The 14944-nt window shown below is 64.0% G+C and carries 17 protein-coding genes; 3 read left to right on the forward strand and 14 right to left on the reverse strand.

Annotated elements, in window-relative coordinates; translation table 11 throughout:
* Positions 1 to 63: 63 nt before the first annotated feature.
* From ACXAEH_RS17030 to argB, 4 genes are all read right to left on the reverse strand, one after another.
* The gene (locus ACXAEH_RS17030; protein ID WP_475034434.1) at positions 64 to 561 is read right to left on the reverse strand and encodes a SixA phosphatase family protein; all 498 of its coding nucleotides are present in this window, start codon (positions 559 to 561) and stop codon (positions 64 to 66) included.
* Positions 558 to 1253, reverse strand: a complete 696-nt coding sequence (locus ACXAEH_RS17035) for a ferredoxin (protein WP_475034436.1) — start codon at positions 1251 to 1253, stop codon at positions 558 to 560. Before ACXAEH_RS17035 ends, ACXAEH_RS17030 begins: the two co-directional genes overlap by 4 nt.
* A gap of 108 nt (positions 1254 to 1361) precedes the next feature.
* Positions 1362 to 2150, reverse strand: coding sequence for a sterol desaturase family protein (locus ACXAEH_RS17040; protein ID WP_475034438.1), 789 nt, complete (start codon positions 2148 to 2150; stop codon positions 1362 to 1364).
* A gap of 146 nt (positions 2151 to 2296) precedes the next feature.
* Positions 2297 to 3157, reverse strand: coding sequence for an acetylglutamate kinase (gene argB, locus ACXAEH_RS17045; protein WP_475034440.1), 861 nt, complete (start codon positions 3155 to 3157; stop codon positions 2297 to 2299).
* Between the two features lie 136 nt (positions 3158 to 3293).
* Here argB and ACXAEH_RS17050 point away from each other — a divergent pair, with 136 nt between their 5' ends.
* Positions 3294 to 4022 (forward strand): SDR family NAD(P)-dependent oxidoreductase, encoded by a 729-nt coding sequence (locus ACXAEH_RS17050; RefSeq protein ID WP_475034442.1) that lies wholly within the window; start codon positions 3294 to 3296, stop codon positions 4020 to 4022.
* 118 nt (positions 4023 to 4140) lie between these two features.
* Here the strand turns inward: ACXAEH_RS17050 and ACXAEH_RS17055 are convergent, their stop codons facing one another.
* From ACXAEH_RS17055 to ttcA, 7 genes are all read right to left on the reverse strand, one after another.
* Positions 4141 to 5541, reverse strand: coding sequence for a PepSY-associated TM helix domain-containing protein (locus ACXAEH_RS17055; RefSeq protein WP_475034444.1), 1401 nt, complete (start codon positions 5539 to 5541; stop codon positions 4141 to 4143).
* An 83-nt stretch (positions 5542 to 5624) separates the two neighbouring features.
* Positions 5625 to 5999: a DUF2946 family protein gene (locus ACXAEH_RS17060; protein ID WP_475034446.1), complete on the reverse strand. Its 375-nt coding sequence runs from the start codon at positions 5997 to 5999 to the stop codon at positions 5625 to 5627.
* 3 nt (positions 6000 to 6002) lie between these two features.
* A complete protein-coding gene (gene yihA, locus ACXAEH_RS17065; RefSeq protein WP_475034448.1) occupies positions 6003 to 6650 on the reverse strand; it encodes a ribosome biogenesis GTP-binding protein YihA/YsxC in 648 nt (215 codons plus the stop codon).
* Positions 6650 to 7402 carry an MOSC domain-containing protein gene (locus ACXAEH_RS17070; protein WP_475034449.1) on the reverse strand — a complete coding sequence of 251 codons (753 nt, stop codon included), beginning with the start codon at positions 7400 to 7402 and terminating at the stop codon, positions 6650 to 6652. Before ACXAEH_RS17070 ends, yihA begins: the two co-directional genes overlap by 1 nt.
* Positions 7402 to 9204 (reverse strand): membrane protein insertase YidC, encoded by a 1803-nt coding sequence (gene yidC, locus ACXAEH_RS17075; protein ID WP_475034451.1) that lies wholly within the window; start codon positions 9202 to 9204, stop codon positions 7402 to 7404. The genes ACXAEH_RS17070 and yidC overlap by 1 nt, the downstream gene beginning before the upstream one ends.
* Before the next feature lie 143 nt (positions 9205 to 9347).
* On the reverse strand, positions 9348 to 10892 hold the full coding sequence (locus ACXAEH_RS17080) for a putative bifunctional diguanylate cyclase/phosphodiesterase (RefSeq protein WP_475034452.1): 1545 nt from the start codon (positions 10890 to 10892) through the stop codon (positions 9348 to 9350).
* Positions 10893 to 10958: 66 nt separating this feature from the next.
* Positions 10959 to 11846, reverse strand: a complete 888-nt coding sequence (gene ttcA / locus ACXAEH_RS17085; RefSeq protein WP_475034454.1) for a tRNA 2-thiocytidine(32) synthetase TtcA — start codon at positions 11844 to 11846, stop codon at positions 10959 to 10961.
* 126 nt (positions 11847 to 11972) lie between these two features.
* On the opposite strand from ttcA, the gene ACXAEH_RS17090 reads away from it, so the two are divergent.
* Positions 11973 to 12932, forward strand: coding sequence for an alpha/beta fold hydrolase (locus ACXAEH_RS17090; protein ID WP_475034456.1), 960 nt, complete (start codon positions 11973 to 11975; stop codon positions 12930 to 12932).
* 20 nt (positions 12933 to 12952) lie between these two features.
* Here the strand turns inward: ACXAEH_RS17090 and yidD are convergent, their stop codons facing one another.
* The 3 genes from yidD to rpmH are packed head-to-tail and all read right to left on the reverse strand — an operon-like array spanning position 12953 to position 13850.
* On the reverse strand, positions 12953 to 13207 hold the full coding sequence (gene yidD / locus ACXAEH_RS17095; RefSeq protein ID WP_475034458.1) for a membrane protein insertion efficiency factor YidD: 255 nt from the start codon (positions 13205 to 13207) through the stop codon (positions 12953 to 12955).
* Between the two features lie 56 nt (positions 13208 to 13263).
* Positions 13264 to 13692 (reverse strand): ribonuclease P protein component, encoded by a 429-nt coding sequence (gene rnpA / locus ACXAEH_RS17100; RefSeq protein ID WP_475034460.1) that lies wholly within the window; start codon positions 13690 to 13692, stop codon positions 13264 to 13266.
* A 23-nt stretch (positions 13693 to 13715) separates the two neighbouring features.
* The gene (rpmH, locus tag ACXAEH_RS17105) at positions 13716 to 13850 is read right to left on the reverse strand and encodes a 50S ribosomal protein L34 (RefSeq protein WP_008554144.1); all 135 of its coding nucleotides are present in this window, start codon (positions 13848 to 13850) and stop codon (positions 13716 to 13718) included.
* A 329-nt stretch (positions 13851 to 14179) separates the two neighbouring features.
* Here rpmH and ACXAEH_RS17110 point away from each other — a divergent pair, with 329 nt between their 5' ends.
* Positions 14180 to 14944: a TVP38/TMEM64 family protein gene (locus ACXAEH_RS17110; RefSeq protein ID WP_475035615.1), complete on the forward strand. Its 765-nt coding sequence runs from the start codon at positions 14180 to 14182 to the stop codon at positions 14942 to 14944.

Consider the following 14944-nt stretch of genomic DNA (forward strand, 5'->3'; position numbering starts at 1 on the left):
GGTCCTCTTGCTTGCCAAAAAGAAAGGCCGGGCAATTGCCCGGCCTTTTTTGTTGCGGCGCGGTTATTCGCCCAGCAACTCCCGCGGGACGGTGAAGCCGATCGCCTTGCCGCTGCTCCAGGTCAGGTCGCGCCAGCTGGAAATGTCGAATTCCGCGACGAGGGTGGCACCGGTCGGGTAATCGTCGAACCGGGAATGGTCGGGCGGCGAGGCGACGATGGAATGGGCAAAGGCAGCGATGCCGGGATTATGCCCGATCAGCATGACCCGGGACTGTTCGGCCTCCTGCAGCACTTTGAACATGATGTCGGAATTGGCGTGATAGAGCCGCTCGGTAAAGGATGCGGGCGCATCCAGGCCCATCAGCTCCCAGGTTTCGCGGGTGCGCTGCGACGAGGATGAGATCACCTGATCCGGCAGGTAGCCGCATTCGGTCAGCCAGGCGGCAATTGCCGGGGCCGAGCGGCGGCCCCGCTTGTTGAGCGGGCGGGCATGGTCGCTGGGCACATTGGTGTCCCAGGCGGATTTGGCGTGGCGGGTCAGGATCAGGGTGCAGGTCATCGCGTGTGAAAATGCCTCATGTGGTGTGCGGTTTGTTCGGGGTCCCGGCCTGCGGAACGGCTCAGCGGGCAGGCCCGCCGGGCAAGGCAGCCGCCGGACATGCAGCCGGCGCCTGCGCTGGTATCGAGATAATCATGGCAGGCCGCCAGATCGTAGGGGCCTCCGTCTGCCAGCGCCGACACTGGGCAGCTGCTGAGGCAGGGACGGGAGGGGCAGCTTTCGCAGGGAGACTCTGCCAAAGGCGGAGGGGGAATGTCAAATTCCTGTTTGAAATGAAGGGCCCCCCGCAAGGAAATCAGCATCCCGGCGCGATCATGCACCATCATCTGTGACGGTGATGTGAAAAACCGCCCCGAAGCCAGCGCCCAATTGATGAACGGCGTGTAGGGCGGACCGGTGAAGGGGAAATAGGCGCGGCCGCCCAGCTCACCCGCCAGGCTGCCAACCACCCGTTCGGACCAGCGGTCAACCGGATCGGGAAGGGTGTCCAGGTGTTCCGGGCTTTGGGTGAAACGCGGCCAGAAGGCCCGGGCCGTGCCCAGCAGAACCAATGTGCCCTCCTGCAGCGCCTGTACCGGCTGGCGGCGCGGATGCAGGGCGGCATAGACCATCAGCCCGGCGGCTTCGGCCGCGGCTTCGATGGCGCCATAGCTTGACGCGGCTTGCGGAGCGGTCGGTTCGGTCAGGGTCATGGGCGGCGTCCGGTCAGGTGGCTTTGAGGCGAGCCTAACAGCGGCCGCCGGCGGCGCAGAGTGCAAAAACGTCCCGTGCTGGCCTGCCGGCGCCTTCCTGCCGGCCGTTCAGCGGCGGCGGAACGGCAGCAACAGGCTCCAGCCCAGCCGGGCGGGCCGGCTGTCCTGCCATTGCAGGCCGATGGTCATGTCCTGATGGCCGCCGCCGGGCTGCGCCCGATAGGTGCCGAACAGCCGGTCCCAGACCGACAGCGCAAAGCCGAAGTTGCTGTCATGCTCTGCGCGCCGGTCCGAGTGATGCACCCGGTGCATGTCCGGCGTCACCAGCAGGAGCCGAATGGCTGCGTCTGCCGCGGGCGGCAGCCGCAGGTTGGCATGGTTGAACAGCGCGGTGCCGTTCAGCAGCATCTCAAACAGCACCACCGCCAAGGCGGACGGCCCCAGCAGATAGACCAGTCCGATCTTCAACAGCATGGACAGGGCAATCTCGACAGGGTGGAACCGCACGGCGGTGGTCACATCCATGTCGCGGTCGGCGTGATGCACCCGGTGCAGCCGCCACAATAGCGGCACCTTGTGGGTGATCAGATGCTGCAGCCAGATGGCAAAATCCAGCACCAGCACCGCCAGCAGGATCTCTGTCCAAGCGGGCCAGGACAGCGCGTTCAGCAGTCCCCAGCCCTGTTCCGCCGCATCCAGCGCCGCCCCAACCGCCAGCAGCGGCAGCCCCAGGGCCAGGGCGCGCAAGGCAAGCGTGTTCAGCAGGGTGATCGACAGGTTGGTGACCCAGCGCTGCCGCCGCGGCAGCCGCCGCGCACGTTTTGGCGCCTTGGCCTCGGCCAGGGCAAACAGCGCAAACAGGCCCAGGAAAACGCCCAGGCGGATCAGAACTCTCATGCTCCATGCATGCAGCGATGCGCATGCGAGGACAAAAAGCAAGCCCGGTCTCGAGGCTGCTGCTTCTTTCTGGTTGAAAATACTCCGGGGTGAATTGGCCCGGGAGGGCCAAGAGGGGCAGCGCCCCTCTGGCCTTTTGACCGCCGTCAGGCGCGGATCATCGAGCCGGCGCCGTGATCGGTGAACAGTTCCAGCAGCACCGAATTCTGCACCCGCCCGTCGACGATGGTGCAGGCGCGCACGCCGTTGCGGACCGCGTCCAGCGCAGTTTCGGTCTTGGGAATCATGCCGCCGGCAATCACGCCGCTGGCGGTCATTGCCTCAACATCCGCCGCGGACAGCTCAGTCACCACTTCGCCTTCGCCGTTCTTGACGCCGGCCACATCGGTGAGCAGCAGCAGCCGGTCGGCTGTCAGCGACTTGGCGATGGCCCCGGCGGCGGTGTCGCCGTTGATGTTGAAGGTCTCGCCTGCGCGGCCTGCACCGATTGGCGCAATCACCGGAATCATGTCTTTCTCGAACAGGCCGTAGAGCACCTTGGGGTCCATCTCGGCCGGCGCGCCGACAAAGCCCAGGTCCGGGTTGGCCTGATCGCAGGTGATCAGGTTTGCATCCTTGCCCGACAGCCCCACCGCGCGGCCGCCCTGGCGGTTGATCGCCTGCACGATGCGCTTGTTGACGACGCCTGACAGAACCATCTCCACCACTTCCATGGTGGCAGCATCAGTGACCCGCTTGCCGTTCACGAATTCGGACTGGATCTGCAGCTTTTCCAGCATTGCGTTGATCATCGGCCCGCCGCCGTGCACGATCACCGGGTTGACGCCAACCTGGCGCATCAGAACGATGTCGCGCGCAAAAGTATCCATCGCCTCGTCGCTGCCCATGGCGTGGCCGCCGAGCTTGATGACGACAATGGCCCCGTCATAGCGCTGCAGATACGGCAGGGCGCTGGAGAGGGTCTCGGCAGTGGCAATCCAATCGCGGTTCATGTTCTGTGTCTTCATCGCTGTCATCATCCCTTTGGGCGACTGGTTTAGGCGGTTCTTGGGCTGGTGCCAAGACATGTATGCCCTTGCCCATTGCAGGCGGCGGTGCGGGTGATAGGCTTTGCCGGGAAACCCAACGCGAGGATCCTTGCCCATGCGCCGTAAAACCCTGCTCCTGACCGGCGCCAGCCGCGGTATCGGCCATGCCACCGTGCGCCGTTTCAACGCTGAGGGCTGGCGGGTGATCACTTGCTCGCGCCAGCCCTTCCCCGAGGAATGCCCCTGGGGCGGCGGTGCGGAGAACCATGTGCAGCTGGACCTGTCGGACCCGTCGGACACGATCAACGCGGTGGGACAAATTCAGGAGCGGCTGGACGGGCAATTGGATGCATTGGTCAACAACGCAGGCATTTCTCCCAAGGGGCCCAATGGTGAGCGGCTGAGCACGCTGGACACCGATCTGATGGACTGGGGCAAGGTGTTCCATGTGAATTTCTTTGCCTCCGTGGTGCTGGCGCGGGGCCTGAAGGATGAGCTGGCTGCGGCCAAGGGGTCGGTGGTGAATGTAACCTCGATTGCGGGCAGCCGGGTGCATCCCTTTGCCGGTGCCGCCTATGCCACGTCAAAGGCGGCGCTGGCAGCGCTGACGCGGGAGATGGCGCATGATTTCGGCCCGCTGGGGGTGCGGGTCAATGCCATTGCCCCGGGCGAGGTGGAGACCTCGATCCTGTCGCCCGGCACTGAGAAGATTGTCGAGAAGCTGCCGATGCAGCGGCTGGGCCAGCCCGAGGAAGTGGCCTCAGCCATCTATTTCCTGTGTTCGGAGGGCAGTTCCTACATCTCCGGTGCCGAGATCGAGGTGAACGGCGCGCAGCACGTGTGAAGCTTGGCTCAAACACGCAGCGCGCTGCCCGCTGCTATTGATGCGCGGCGCCCTAAGGACGCAATGGCGCCGCGCATCCTGACCCCGCCGGTGAGGGTGTGGCGGGGTCAATCTGCAATCAGGTCAGCGCACGTTTCATCGCCGGGATGTTGCTGACCAGCAGCACATCAAAGGCCAGCACGGCCAGCAGCGTGATGCCGACCAGCGGAAAGGCCAGCGAGGTGAAGAGGCCAATCAGCAGCGCACCCTTCCAGAACGGCAGGTCCGCGGGCACCGGCGGTGCCGCCAGACGGGCCGCACCGGCCGGGCGGCGCTTCAGCCACATAACCACGCCGGAGACCGACACAAAGATGACAGCGAGGCAGAACACCACGTTCAGCACGAAGTTCCAGGTGCCCATCAGCCCCATGTGGAAGGGAATGCCAACGGCCATGGATTGGCCGGCCCAGGAGTAGTCCTCGAACTTCACATCGGCGAGGATCTTGCCGCTGTGCCGGTCGATGTGGATGGTGCGGTCGATGAAGGGATCGTCCGAGTCGCTGCTCATGCTGTCGCGGTTGATGGTCCAGACACCGTCCTCGCCGCCGGGGTAGGCGAGACGGAAGCGGCCCTCCATGCCCAGCATCCGGCCCAGAACCACCAGGCTGCCGCTGTTCACCGGGGTGCCTGCGGGAATGCCACCAATCCCGGCATCAGAACCGGAGGCAGGCATCGGGGTCTGCTCCAGCGCCCAGGGCACATCGTTGGTGTGCCCGTGGTTCATATGCTCGGCGTGGGTGGTGTCCGACAGAGGCACATTGTCCCATTTCTCGGCCGGGAAGGTGGACCAGGCCTGCACGAATTTGCCGCCCCAGATGCCGGTCCACGACAGGCCCGAGATCAGGAAGACAATCAGCAGCGCCGACATCCAGAAGCCGGTGACCGCGTGCAGCGATTTCCACAGGGCGCGGCCGCGGGCGCGGAAGTTGGGGATGAAAGCCGAGGCGGCATTGCCGCGGGGCCACCAGATGTAGAGGCCGGTGAAGACCAGCAAGAGGCCCAGGCCCGCGGCAATCTCGATCAACCGGTCGCCGGTGTCGCCGATCAGCAGGGAGCCGTGCATATTGTCGGCCCAGTCGTACCAGCCCGCGCGGCGGTCCCAGCTGGAAAGCACCTCGCCGGTGTACTGGTTGATGGCGACCAGGCGCTGGCCTGCTTCGGTTTTCACTCGGAATACGGTGGCCAGGTCCGGCGCCTTGGGGCCGATCCACTCGGCGATGGTGCCGGGCTGGGCGGCCAGGACGCTGTCTTCGAGCTGGGCGAGGGGCAGGGCGGCCTCGCCCCGGGTGATCTGGATGGTTTCGCCGTCGCGGCCGTCGAACTGGGTGATGAACATCATCATCAGGCCGGTCACCGCCAGCATGATCATGAACGGCACCACATAAAGGCCGGCATAAAAGTGCCAGCGCCAGGCGGCGAAGTAGAATTTCTCAGAAAGCGGGCGGGATTGGCCCGCGGAATGCGGTTGGCTGGTCGCCATTGTTCTCTCCATGTCAGAACAGGGCCGGGCACGGGAAGTGCCGGCAGGTAAGTCAGGTATGTTCAGGGAAAGGCCTTCAGGCCTCAGGAGAGCGCGGGCGGGCCGCGGGCGTCATAGCGCCAGTGGAAGCCGGCGGTATGATGGGTGAAAGCCTCGCGCGACCAGCGGTCGGACAAGGGCGCATCCAGGTTCAGGTCAATCAGGCTGTCCGGCAGCAGGGCCACGGTGCCCAAGGCAGCAAAGGGGCAGCTGCGGTCCTCCATCTGTTCGGTGGGGGCATGGCTGCCGCCACCGCCGCTGCCGTCCAGGTCAACCCAGGTTTCGACGGCGCCCTCCGCGGTACAGATCACCAAGAGCACCTTGCCGTCCGAACCGGTGCCCGGCATCCAGCCAGCCGGGATCAGCCCGGCCACAGCCAGAGCAATCACAACCAGATAGGAGGCGAGCCGGTCAAACATCGGTCAGAGAGTAGCGATAATCGATCTAAGCGTCGAGATTCCGTCTCCTTTTTCAGACGATGTCAGGACGATTTCCGGATAGGCCGCAGGGTGTTTGGCCAATGCTCCGCGGACCTGGTCCAGCACTTTGGCGCGGTCCTTCTCCTTGACCTTGTCGGCCTTGGTCATCACGCATTGGAAGGTCACTGCGGAGCTGTCCAGCAGCTTCATGATGTCTGCGTCGACCTTCTTGACGCCATGGCGGCTGTCGATCAGCACAAAGGCGCGGCGCAGTGAGACGCGGCCGGAGAGATACTGCTTCAAGAGCTTCTGCCATTTCTCCACCACCGACAGCGGTGCGTTGGCATAGCCATAGCCGGGGAGGTCGACCAGATAAAGCTCAGGCCCTTGGGTGAAGAAGTTGATTTCCTGCGTGCGGCCCGGCGTGTTGGAAGCACGGGCGATCCCCTTGGTGCCTGTCAGCGCGTTGATCAGGCTAGACTTGCCGACGTTGGAGCGGCCGGCAAAGCAGACCTCGACCCGGTCGGCAGGGGGCAGGCCGTTCATCGCCACCACGCCCTTCAGGAAGGTGGTTTCGCCCGCAAACAGCTTGCGGCCTTTTTCGGTGGAAAAGTCGTCCGGCGCCTCGGCCAGGGGAAATTGCATCTGCATCACAGCACCTTTACCGCATCACCGATGCGAATGCGGCCGTCGCGGACAACTTCGGCATAGACCGAGAAATCCTGGTGGCCCCAGTTGTCATTCAGGGTTTTCAGTGTGTCGGCGTCGCGTTCGCCGGTTTGCGGGCTGGCCGCGGTGGCCAGGCAGCGCACAGCGCGTTCACGGACCTGCAGCACGGCCTCGCCGATCTGCACCTCGCGGCCGAGCCAGGTGTTTTCGACCCAGGCCTCGGCCAGGTCAAACCAGATATTGCTGCGCCAGCGCATGGGAGACAGCTCACGGCCGATGGCCTGTTCCACTGCCCGGTGCGACGCGTGGTTCGCCAGCGAGATGGAGGGGAATTCGGTATCCGTCATGCCGCGGCCCGGAACGCGCACGATATGGGAAGACCCGGCGCGGTTCTCCGGCAGCAGCGGCTTCTCCCACTCAAGGAAGCGGGCCTGGTCTGCGGGATCGTCCGGGTTGAAGGTCAGCTCGGGGCGGTCCGGGTGGGTCAGGGTCAGAAGGCCCGCAGCCTCATCATAAGCAGAGTTGATCGCCATCAGCCGGGGCGCCTTGGCGCCGCGGGTGAAATTGGCCCAGGACACCCATTGGCTGCCGTCGGCATCCGATGCCTCATGCGCAACCGCCCAAACGCGGTCGCCGGGCATGGTCTGCCCGGCGCTCACGGTGGTTTCCTCCAGTGCCTCCCGCCCGTGGGATTTGAGCGGGTGGCGCCAGATATGGGTGACCTCAGCGGTCATCAGCTGTCCGCCTTCGGCTTCTTCTTGAAGCCCGACTTGATGTTGCCGAACACGTCCGGCGTATAGCCGTGGCTGCGCATGATCAGATACTGCTGGGTGAAGGTGATCGTGTTGTTGGCAATCCAGTAGACCACCAGGCCGGAGGCAAAGCCGCCGAGCATGAACATGAACACCCAGGGCATCCAGGCAAAGATCATCTGCTGGGTCGGGTCGGTGGGTGCCGGGTTCAGTTTCTGCTGCAGCCACATCGAGACGCCCAGCAGGATCGGCAGGATGCCGATGAAGACCAGCGCAAGGATGCTGTCGGCCGCGGGTGCTGCAAAGGGCAGCAGGCCGAACAGGTTCATGATCGAGGTCGGGTCCGGCGCGCTGAGGTCCTGGAACGGGCCGAAGAACGGTGCATGGCGCAGCTCCAGGGTAACGAAGATCACCTTGTAGAGCGAGAAGAAGATCGGGATCTGAATCAGGATCGGCAGACAGCCCGCGGCGGGGTTCACCTTTTCCTTTTTATACAGCTCCATCATCTCCTTTTGCATCTTCTGGCGGTCGTCGCCGGCGCGCTCCTTGAGCTTTTCCATCTCCGGCTGCAGCTCTTTCATCTTTGCCATCGAGGCATAGGATTTATAAGCCAGCGGGAAGACCAGGATCTTGATCAGCACGGTGAGGCCGATGATGGCCCAGCCCATGTTGCCGATCATCACGTTCAGCCAGTGCAGCACCGCGAACATCGGTTTGGTCAGGAAGAAGAACCAGCCCCAGTCGATCGAGTCGAGGAAGCCCTGGATGCCTGCCTTCTGGTAGCCGCGGATGGTGGCCCATTCCTTGGCGCCGGCAAACAGCTGGGTGGTGGCATCGGAGGACTGGCCCTCGGCCAGGGTCACGGTCGGCAGCACGATGTCGGTCTGGTAGATCTCGCGGCGCTCGTCGAATTTTGCAATCGAGCGGAAGGACTGGCCCGGAGCGGGCACCAGGGTCGACATCCAGTAGTGATCGGTAAAGCCGGTCCAGCCGTTGGTTTCGACCTGTTTGATCTCGGATTTGGACCCATCGCGCGGGTCGGGCTCGAAATCGGCCATATCGTCATAGTCGGTCTCGGCCAGCTCGCCATCGGCCATCGACACAAGGCCTTCATGCAGGATGAAGAAGTTCTTCAGGTCCTGAGGCTCGCCATGGCGGGCCAGGGTGCCGTAGGGCGCCAGCGAGACGGTGCCGGCGCTCTCGTTCATCACGCTTTGGACGACCTTGAACATGTAATCTTCGTCGATTGAGACAGTGCGGAAGAAGGTCAGCCCCTTGCCGTTGTCCCAGCGGAGCGTCACCGGGGTCTCCGGTGTCAGTGTCTCTCCTTCGTAAAGCGACCAGATGGTGTTGGCGCCGGGCACGTCGCTGGCGCTGAGGCCTGCACCCGGGGCCCAGCCGTACAGCGCGTAATAGGCCTGGGCTTCGCCCACCGGCTTCAGCAGTTTGACGATCGGGGAATCCTCGTCCAGCGTCTCGCGGTAGTCCTTCAGCGACAGGTCGTCGATCCGGCCGCCCTGCAGCGAAATGCTGCCGGTCACGCGGGGCGTGTCGATGGCCACGCGCGGCGCCTCGGTGGCTTCGGCGTCTTCCGCGGCGGTTTCTGCCACTGCATCGGCGGACGCGCTGGGCGCCAGGGCGGTGTCGCCTGCGGGGGCGGTTTCGCTGACTGCGGCTTCAGGGGCCTGTTCCGGTTCCGGCGGCGGAAAGAGGGTGTACCACCCGAGGATCACCAGAAAGCTGAGTGCGGTTGCGAGAATAAGATTTTTGTTCTGATCGTCCATTGGGGACAGGCGCCTCGTGCATGGAATGACAGGAGGGGTTCAACAGAGGTGGGCCGCAAAGGTCAAGCAAAATCGCGGCGCGCCGGGGCGGCATAGGGCCCCGGCGCAGCAGAAAATCAAAGGAATTGCGAGGATTCGGGCGGTCAGGGCGTCTGGCGGCCGATCACCGGAGTATCCTGCAGCTTGGCTTCATGCGCGGTGATCCAGTCCAGGGTCTGGTCAAAGGGCATCGGGCGGCCGATGCCGAAGCCCTGCACATGGCCGCAGCCCAGCTGCGCCAGCAGCGCGTGCTCGCCTGCGGTTTCCACACCTTCGGCCAGGGTTTCCAGCTCCAGCCGCTCGGCCATGGTCAGGATCGCGGAAATCAGTTTCTGCTGTTCCGGATCCCGGTCTGCTTTCATCACGAAGGAGCGGTCGATCTTGATACGGGAGATGCTGAACCGGCGCACGGCGGCAATCGAGGCATGGCCGGTGCCGAAATCGTCCAGATCAATCTGGCAGCCCAATTCGCTGAGCGCCAGGATATTGCGGGTGACCACATCGTCGGGCTGATCGGTCATCACGGTTTCCAGAATTTCCACGCACAGGCGGCTCGGCTCCAGCTCGAACCGTTCCAATTCCCATTTGACCCGGCCGGCCAGCCCGGGGTTGCGCAGCTCCTGGGTGGCGAAATTCACCCCGACAGCAGGCACTTGCACCCCCGCCGCGTCCCAGGCCTTGATGGCCACCAGGGCGTTGTAGAGCATCACCTGGCTGAGCCGGTCCATCAGCCCGGCTTCTTCCAGCGCGGGCAGGAAAGTGGAGGGCGGGATCAGCCCCTGAACCGGGTGCGACCAGCGCGCCAGCGCCTCAAAACCCGAGACCCGGCCGGTGTCGGTGCAGATCTGCGGCTGGAACCACGCCTGGATCTGGCCGGATTCCAGCGCCGCCGCAGCTTCCTCGCGCAGGTTGGAGCGGGCGTTGCCGCGGCCGGACATGTCGGCGGAAAACGCCCGGATGCCGCCCGGTCCGCTGCTTTGCGCCTCGGACAGGGCAGCGGTTGCAGCGGTGAACCATTCGGAGGAGGTCTCGCCCGGGGCGCGGTTGCGCTGGCAGAAGCCGATGGAGGAGGTCAAATAGACCGTGGTGCCATCCAGCGGCACCGGCTCCTCGGCGGTGGTCTGCATCCGGCCGGCCAGTTGAATGCACAGTTCCAGATCCAGTTGCAGCGTGGGCGCCACGCAAACGGCAAAGCGGCTGTCGCCGATACGGGCGACAGTATCGTTTTGGCGCAGGACAGAAGCGATCTGCGCACCGCAATGCTGCATGAGCCGGTCGCCGGCTTCCTGGCCGTGCCGGTCCGTCAGTTCCCGGTAATCGTCGAGTTCGAGGACAAACAGCGCCGAGCGCAGGTCGGACTCGGCGCATTCCCCGTAGATGCGGGCGGCCTCCTGCTCAAACCCGTCGCGCAGCATCATGCCGGTCACGCTGTCGCGCGGCAGGCTGGAGCCGCCGATCTTGCCAAAGCCGCCGGCCGCGGCAATCAGCACCGGCAGGCCAAGCGCCACCGACAGCAGCGCCGCCTCGCCGCCGAGCCAGTAGGTGGCCAGGGTCAGGGCAGGCAGAAAGGCGAGCACGGGCGGCCCGAAAAGTGCGGGAGCAAGGGTTTGCCGGAGGCGCGCCAGGAGACCTGAACCCGTGTTTGTCATTCTCAGACCTTTCGTCTGCAGCCAGTCGTTCCGGCATGAGACTAAGGCGCTGTTCTAACCCGGGAGTTAACGCAGCTTGGGAATCCCATCTAATTCCGGCACGGAATCCGGATTTTTCAGTTCAAGACCCGCAAAATCGAACAGTTTCGGGTCCAGAAGATGCGACGGCCGCGCGTTCATCAGCGCCCGGAACATCACCTGGCGGCGGCCCGGGGAGTTTGATTCCCACTGATCGAGGATCTGTTTCACCTGCTGGCGCTGCAGCCCGTCCTGGCTGCCGCAAAGGTCGCAGGGGATGATCGGATAGTTCATCGACCGCGCAAACTTCTCACAGTCGGCCTCTGCCACATGGGCCAGCGGGCGGAATACAAAAAGGTCGCCTTCCTCGTTCACCAGCTTGGGCGGCATGGTTGCCAGGCGGCCGCCGTGGAACAGGTTCATGAAGAAGGTTTCCAGGATGTCGTCGCGGTGGTGGCCAAGGACAACCGCCGAGCAGCCTTCTTCGCGTGCGATGCGGTAGAGGTTGCCGCGGCGCAGGCGCGAGCAGAGCGCACAGTAGGTCCGCCCCTGCGGCACCTTGTCGACGACGATACTGTAGGTGTCCTGGTATTCGATCCGGTGCGGCACGCCCATCTTTTCCAGGAACTCCGGCAGTACGGTGGCGGGAAATCCGGGCTGGCCCTGATCCAGGTTGCAAGCCAAGAGGTCCACCGGCAGCAGGCCGCGCCATTTCAGTTCATAGAGAACCGCCAGCAGAGTGTAACTGTCCTTGCCGCCGGAGAGGCACACCAGCCATTTGGGCGTGCTGCCATCGGCGCGGCGCTCCACCATGCCGTATTGCTCAATCGCCTCACGCGCGTAGCGCACGATGCGCTTCCTGAGCTTCTTGAACTCGGTGGTCGAGGGAGCGCCGGCAAACAGCGGGTGGATTTCGTCCAGATCATCATCAAGCATGGCCGCGCCCTAGCCGAGGATGGCCGTTTTGCCAAGGAAAAAAGGTGCATCTGGCGGACAGAGGCTTGACAGGTTTCAATCCAGCGATGAGCCTTGGAAAAAATTTCAACTAAAGGATTCAGGGTTGTGGACTATTTTGTTTCGATCAGAGGAAGAGACGGGGATGGCTATTCCAACCGGGAAGGCGCGGTGAAACTGCTGGCGGTTCCCGAGGGCGAAGATACGCTGCATCGGTCGCAAGAGGTCAGCAGGAGGGCGGACTGGCTGAAGCTGGTGCAGGATGCATCAGGCTGCGTGCACGATTCCAGCGGCACCGTCGTGGAGAAGGGGCACATTCTGATTTTCGTGCATGGTTTCAACACCTCGCAGTTTGACATGCTGGAGCGCCACCGCAAGATTTGCAGCGGGCTGAAGGCGCAGGGCTACCCAGGGACGGTGATTGGTTTTGACTGGCCCAGCAATGGATCGGTGCTGGGGTATGTGTCTGACCGGCGTGACGCCCGGCGCGCGGCAGAGGAACTGTATGATCACGGCATTCGCTGGCTGGCGAAAATGCAGCGGGCGGACTGTGAATACAACGTGCATGTGCTGGCCCATTCAATGGGCAGTTTTGTGGTGCGGGAGGCGTTTGATTATGCCGATGACGATCCCGAAATCGCTCATACTGGCTGGCTTGTGAGCCAGCTTGCCCTTGTGGCGGCGGATATTTCGCAGAAGTCGTTGGCAGAAGGAAATGCCAATTCCAGCTCATTATACCGCCGCTGTTCCCGGGTGACGAATTACTACAGCCCTTTCGACGAAGCCCTGTCGGTTTCGGAAGTGAAACGGGTCGGGGTCGCGCCGCGGCTGGGCCGTGTGGGTTTGCCGGACGGGCACCCGCAGAAGGCGGTGAACGTCTATTGCGGCGAGTATTACAAGGTGCACATGGCCGGGCAGGAAAGCGGGCCTAGCTGGCCGCACCGCTGGTACTTTGACTCGCCGCGCTTCTATGAGGATTTGAACTATACCCTGATGGGCAAGCTGGACCGGGAGGTGATTCCGACCCGAGGGCAGCGAACCAACAGAGGAAACCTGCCGCTGATCTGAGCGAGGATCCGCGGTCCGGGTCAGCAGCGGGGCTCTTTGGGCGGGGTGGCTGGTTTTTCCGGCACCGGATCATAGCCATCGCCGCCCAAGGGGTGGCAGCGGCCGATGCGCCGGGCGGTGAGCCAGGCGCCTTTGAGGCCCCCGTGTTTTTCCAGCGCTTCCAGTGCGTAGGCCGAGCAGGTGGGCTGGTAACGGCAATTGAAGCCGACCCAGGGGCTGAACAGCAGCCGGTAAGCGCGTACAGGAAGTGCGAAGAGTTGAGCCAGCAGGGTCATGCGGGATAGATAGGGGCCGGGCGGCCGGGTGGCAATGAGACCGATGGCCCGGCAGCTTACTGCCCGTGGATCTTTTTCAGCGCGTAGATCAGGTCGCGCTTCAGCTCTTCGAACGGGCGCTGGGCGGTTTCCACGGCGCGGCCGATCAGCACGTAGTCCCAGCCGGGGCGGCCGTGGATGGGCAGAATCATCCGTGCGGCCTCGCGCAGGCGGCGCTTGGCACGGTTGCGGGCCACCGCGTTGCCGACCTTCTTTGAACAGGTGAAGCCGACGCGGATGCCGCCCTCATCGGCACGGTTGCGTCCCTGGACCATCATGCCCTTGGTGCCCTGCTTGCGGGCAGGCGGGCGGGCGCAGGCGAGGAAATCACGGCGCTTGGCCATGACCTCAGGCTTGGACGCAGCAGCGTCTGCGCAAACGGACACCGCCGGAGGCGTGTCCCCGCGGGCAGCGTTGCCGTCCTTGGGGGCCTCCGGCGGTGTCATGTCCGTCAGAACAGGAACTGAGCTTATGCGCTCAGTTCTTTGCGACCGCGTGCGCGGCGTGCGTTCAGGATCTTGCGGCCTGCCTTGGTGGCCATGCGCGCACGGAAGCCGTGGCGGCGTTTGCGAACCAGGTTCGAAGGCTGATAGGTGCGTTTCATCGCTCCGGTCTCCACATTTTGTCATCGGGTGCGCGGAATCGCCCGCCCGGGGGTCTATCTCGAAGCCCGGTCTTTAGGAGGGAAAGGCGGGTAAGTCAAACCCTGCGGGATGGGTTTTCGGAAAGATATGCAACATTTCTGCCAAAAACCGCACCGGCACAGCCTCCGGGCAGGGGGGATGTAACATCCCGGCAGTGATTCTGCCACAAAGCTCACAATTCCGGGGGCAGGTGATCAAGCGGGCGTGAGCAGGGCTGCCGCGCCCTCGCATGCGGGCCATTTAACACGTAGCAACAAAGGGCACCTATAGAGACGGACCTATGACCGATATGAGCGAGACCCCGAAGACCGATTCCCAGTCCAGTCCAGATTCGGCGGCCAAGCCGGGGCTGGCCCGCCATCTGCCGCTGATTGCCGTGGTGGCGGTGGCGCTGATCGGGGCGGTGACGCTGAAGGACTACCTGACCTTTGACACGCTGCGCGACAATCGCGAGGCGCTGATGGCGTTCCGTGACCAGAACTACGCGGGGCTCGCGGCGCTGTTCATCGGCATCTACATCGTGATCGTGGTGTTTTCGCTGCCTGGCGCCGCTGTTGCCTCGGTCACCGGCGGGTTCCTGTTTGGCCTCGTCACCGGGACTGCGTTCAACGTGATTTCGGCGACCATTGGCGCAGCGGGGATTTTTCTGGCGGCGCGCTGGGGGCTGGGCGCGACGCTGACTGCCAAGATGGAATCGGCCGAGGGCCGGGTGCAGATGCTGAAACAGGCGCTGCGGCAGAATGAGATCGAGGTGCTGCTGCTGCTGCGGCTGGTGCCGGCGGTGCCGTTTTTTGTGGCGAACCTGCTGCCCGCGCTGGTGGGGGTGAAGTTCCGTAACTTCCTGTGGACCACGGCGGTGGGCATCATTCCGGGCGCCGTTGTCTTTACCTGGATCGGGGTCGGCCTGGGCGAAGTCTTCGACCGCGGCGAGAGCCCGGACCTGAGCCTCTTGTGGGAGCCGCATGTGATCGGACCGATCCTGGGGCTTTGTGTGCTGGCGGCCATGCCGATCATCGTGAAATCCATCCGCGGCAAGAAGAACAAGGACGTCTGA

It is taken from the genome of Leisingera sp. ABM4_060, assembly GCF_056158765.1.

Coding starts and splice junctions, on each gene's coding strand:
- ACXAEH_RS17030 (WP_475034434.1), bottom strand. CDS start 561: ATGACCTGCACCCTGATCCTGACCCGCCACGCCAAATCCGCCTGGGAC.
- ACXAEH_RS17035 (WP_475034436.1), bottom strand. CDS start 1,253: ATGACCCTGACCGAACCGACCGCTCCGCAAGCCGCGTCAAGCTATGGC.
- ACXAEH_RS17040 (WP_475034438.1), bottom strand. CDS start 2,150: ATGAGAGTTCTGATCCGCCTGGGCGTTTTCCTGGGCCTGTTTGCGCTG.
- argB (WP_475034440.1), bottom strand. CDS start 3,157: ATGAAGACACAGAACATGAACCGCGATTGGATTGCCACTGCCGAGACC.
- ACXAEH_RS17050 (WP_475034442.1), top strand. CDS start 3,294: ATGCGCCGTAAAACCCTGCTCCTGACCGGCGCCAGCCGCGGTATCGGC.
- ACXAEH_RS17055 (WP_475034444.1), bottom strand. CDS start 5,541: ATGGCGACCAGCCAACCGCATTCCGCGGGCCAATCCCGCCCGCTTTCT.
- ACXAEH_RS17060 (WP_475034446.1), bottom strand. CDS start 5,999: ATGTTTGACCGGCTCGCCTCCTATCTGGTTGTGATTGCTCTGGCTGTG.
- yihA (WP_475034448.1), bottom strand. CDS start 6,650: ATGCAGATGCAATTTCCCCTGGCCGAGGCGCCGGACGACTTTTCCACC.
- ACXAEH_RS17070 (WP_475034449.1), bottom strand. CDS start 7,402: ATGACCGCTGAGGTCACCCATATCTGGCGCCACCCGCTCAAATCCCAC.
- yidC (WP_475034451.1), bottom strand. CDS start 9,204: ATGGACGATCAGAACAAAAATCTTATTCTCGCAACCGCACTCAGCTTT.
- ACXAEH_RS17080 (WP_475034452.1), bottom strand. CDS start 10,892: ATGACAAACACGGGTTCAGGTCTCCTGGCGCGCCTCCGGCAAACCCTT.
- ttcA (WP_475034454.1), bottom strand. CDS start 11,846: ATGCTTGATGATGATCTGGACGAAATCCACCCGCTGTTTGCCGGCGCT.
- yidD (WP_475034458.1), bottom strand. CDS start 13,207: ATGACCCTGCTGGCTCAACTCTTCGCACTTCCTGTACGCGCTTACCGG.
- rnpA (WP_475034460.1), bottom strand. CDS start 13,692: ATGACACCGCCGGAGGCCCCCAAGGACGGCAACGCTGCCCGCGGGGAC.
- rpmH (WP_008554144.1), bottom strand. CDS start 13,850: ATGAAACGCACCTATCAGCCTTCGAACCTGGTTCGCAAACGCCGCCAC.
- ACXAEH_RS17110 (WP_475035615.1), top strand. CDS start 14,180: ATGAGCGAGACCCCGAAGACCGATTCCCAGTCCAGTCCAGATTCGGCG.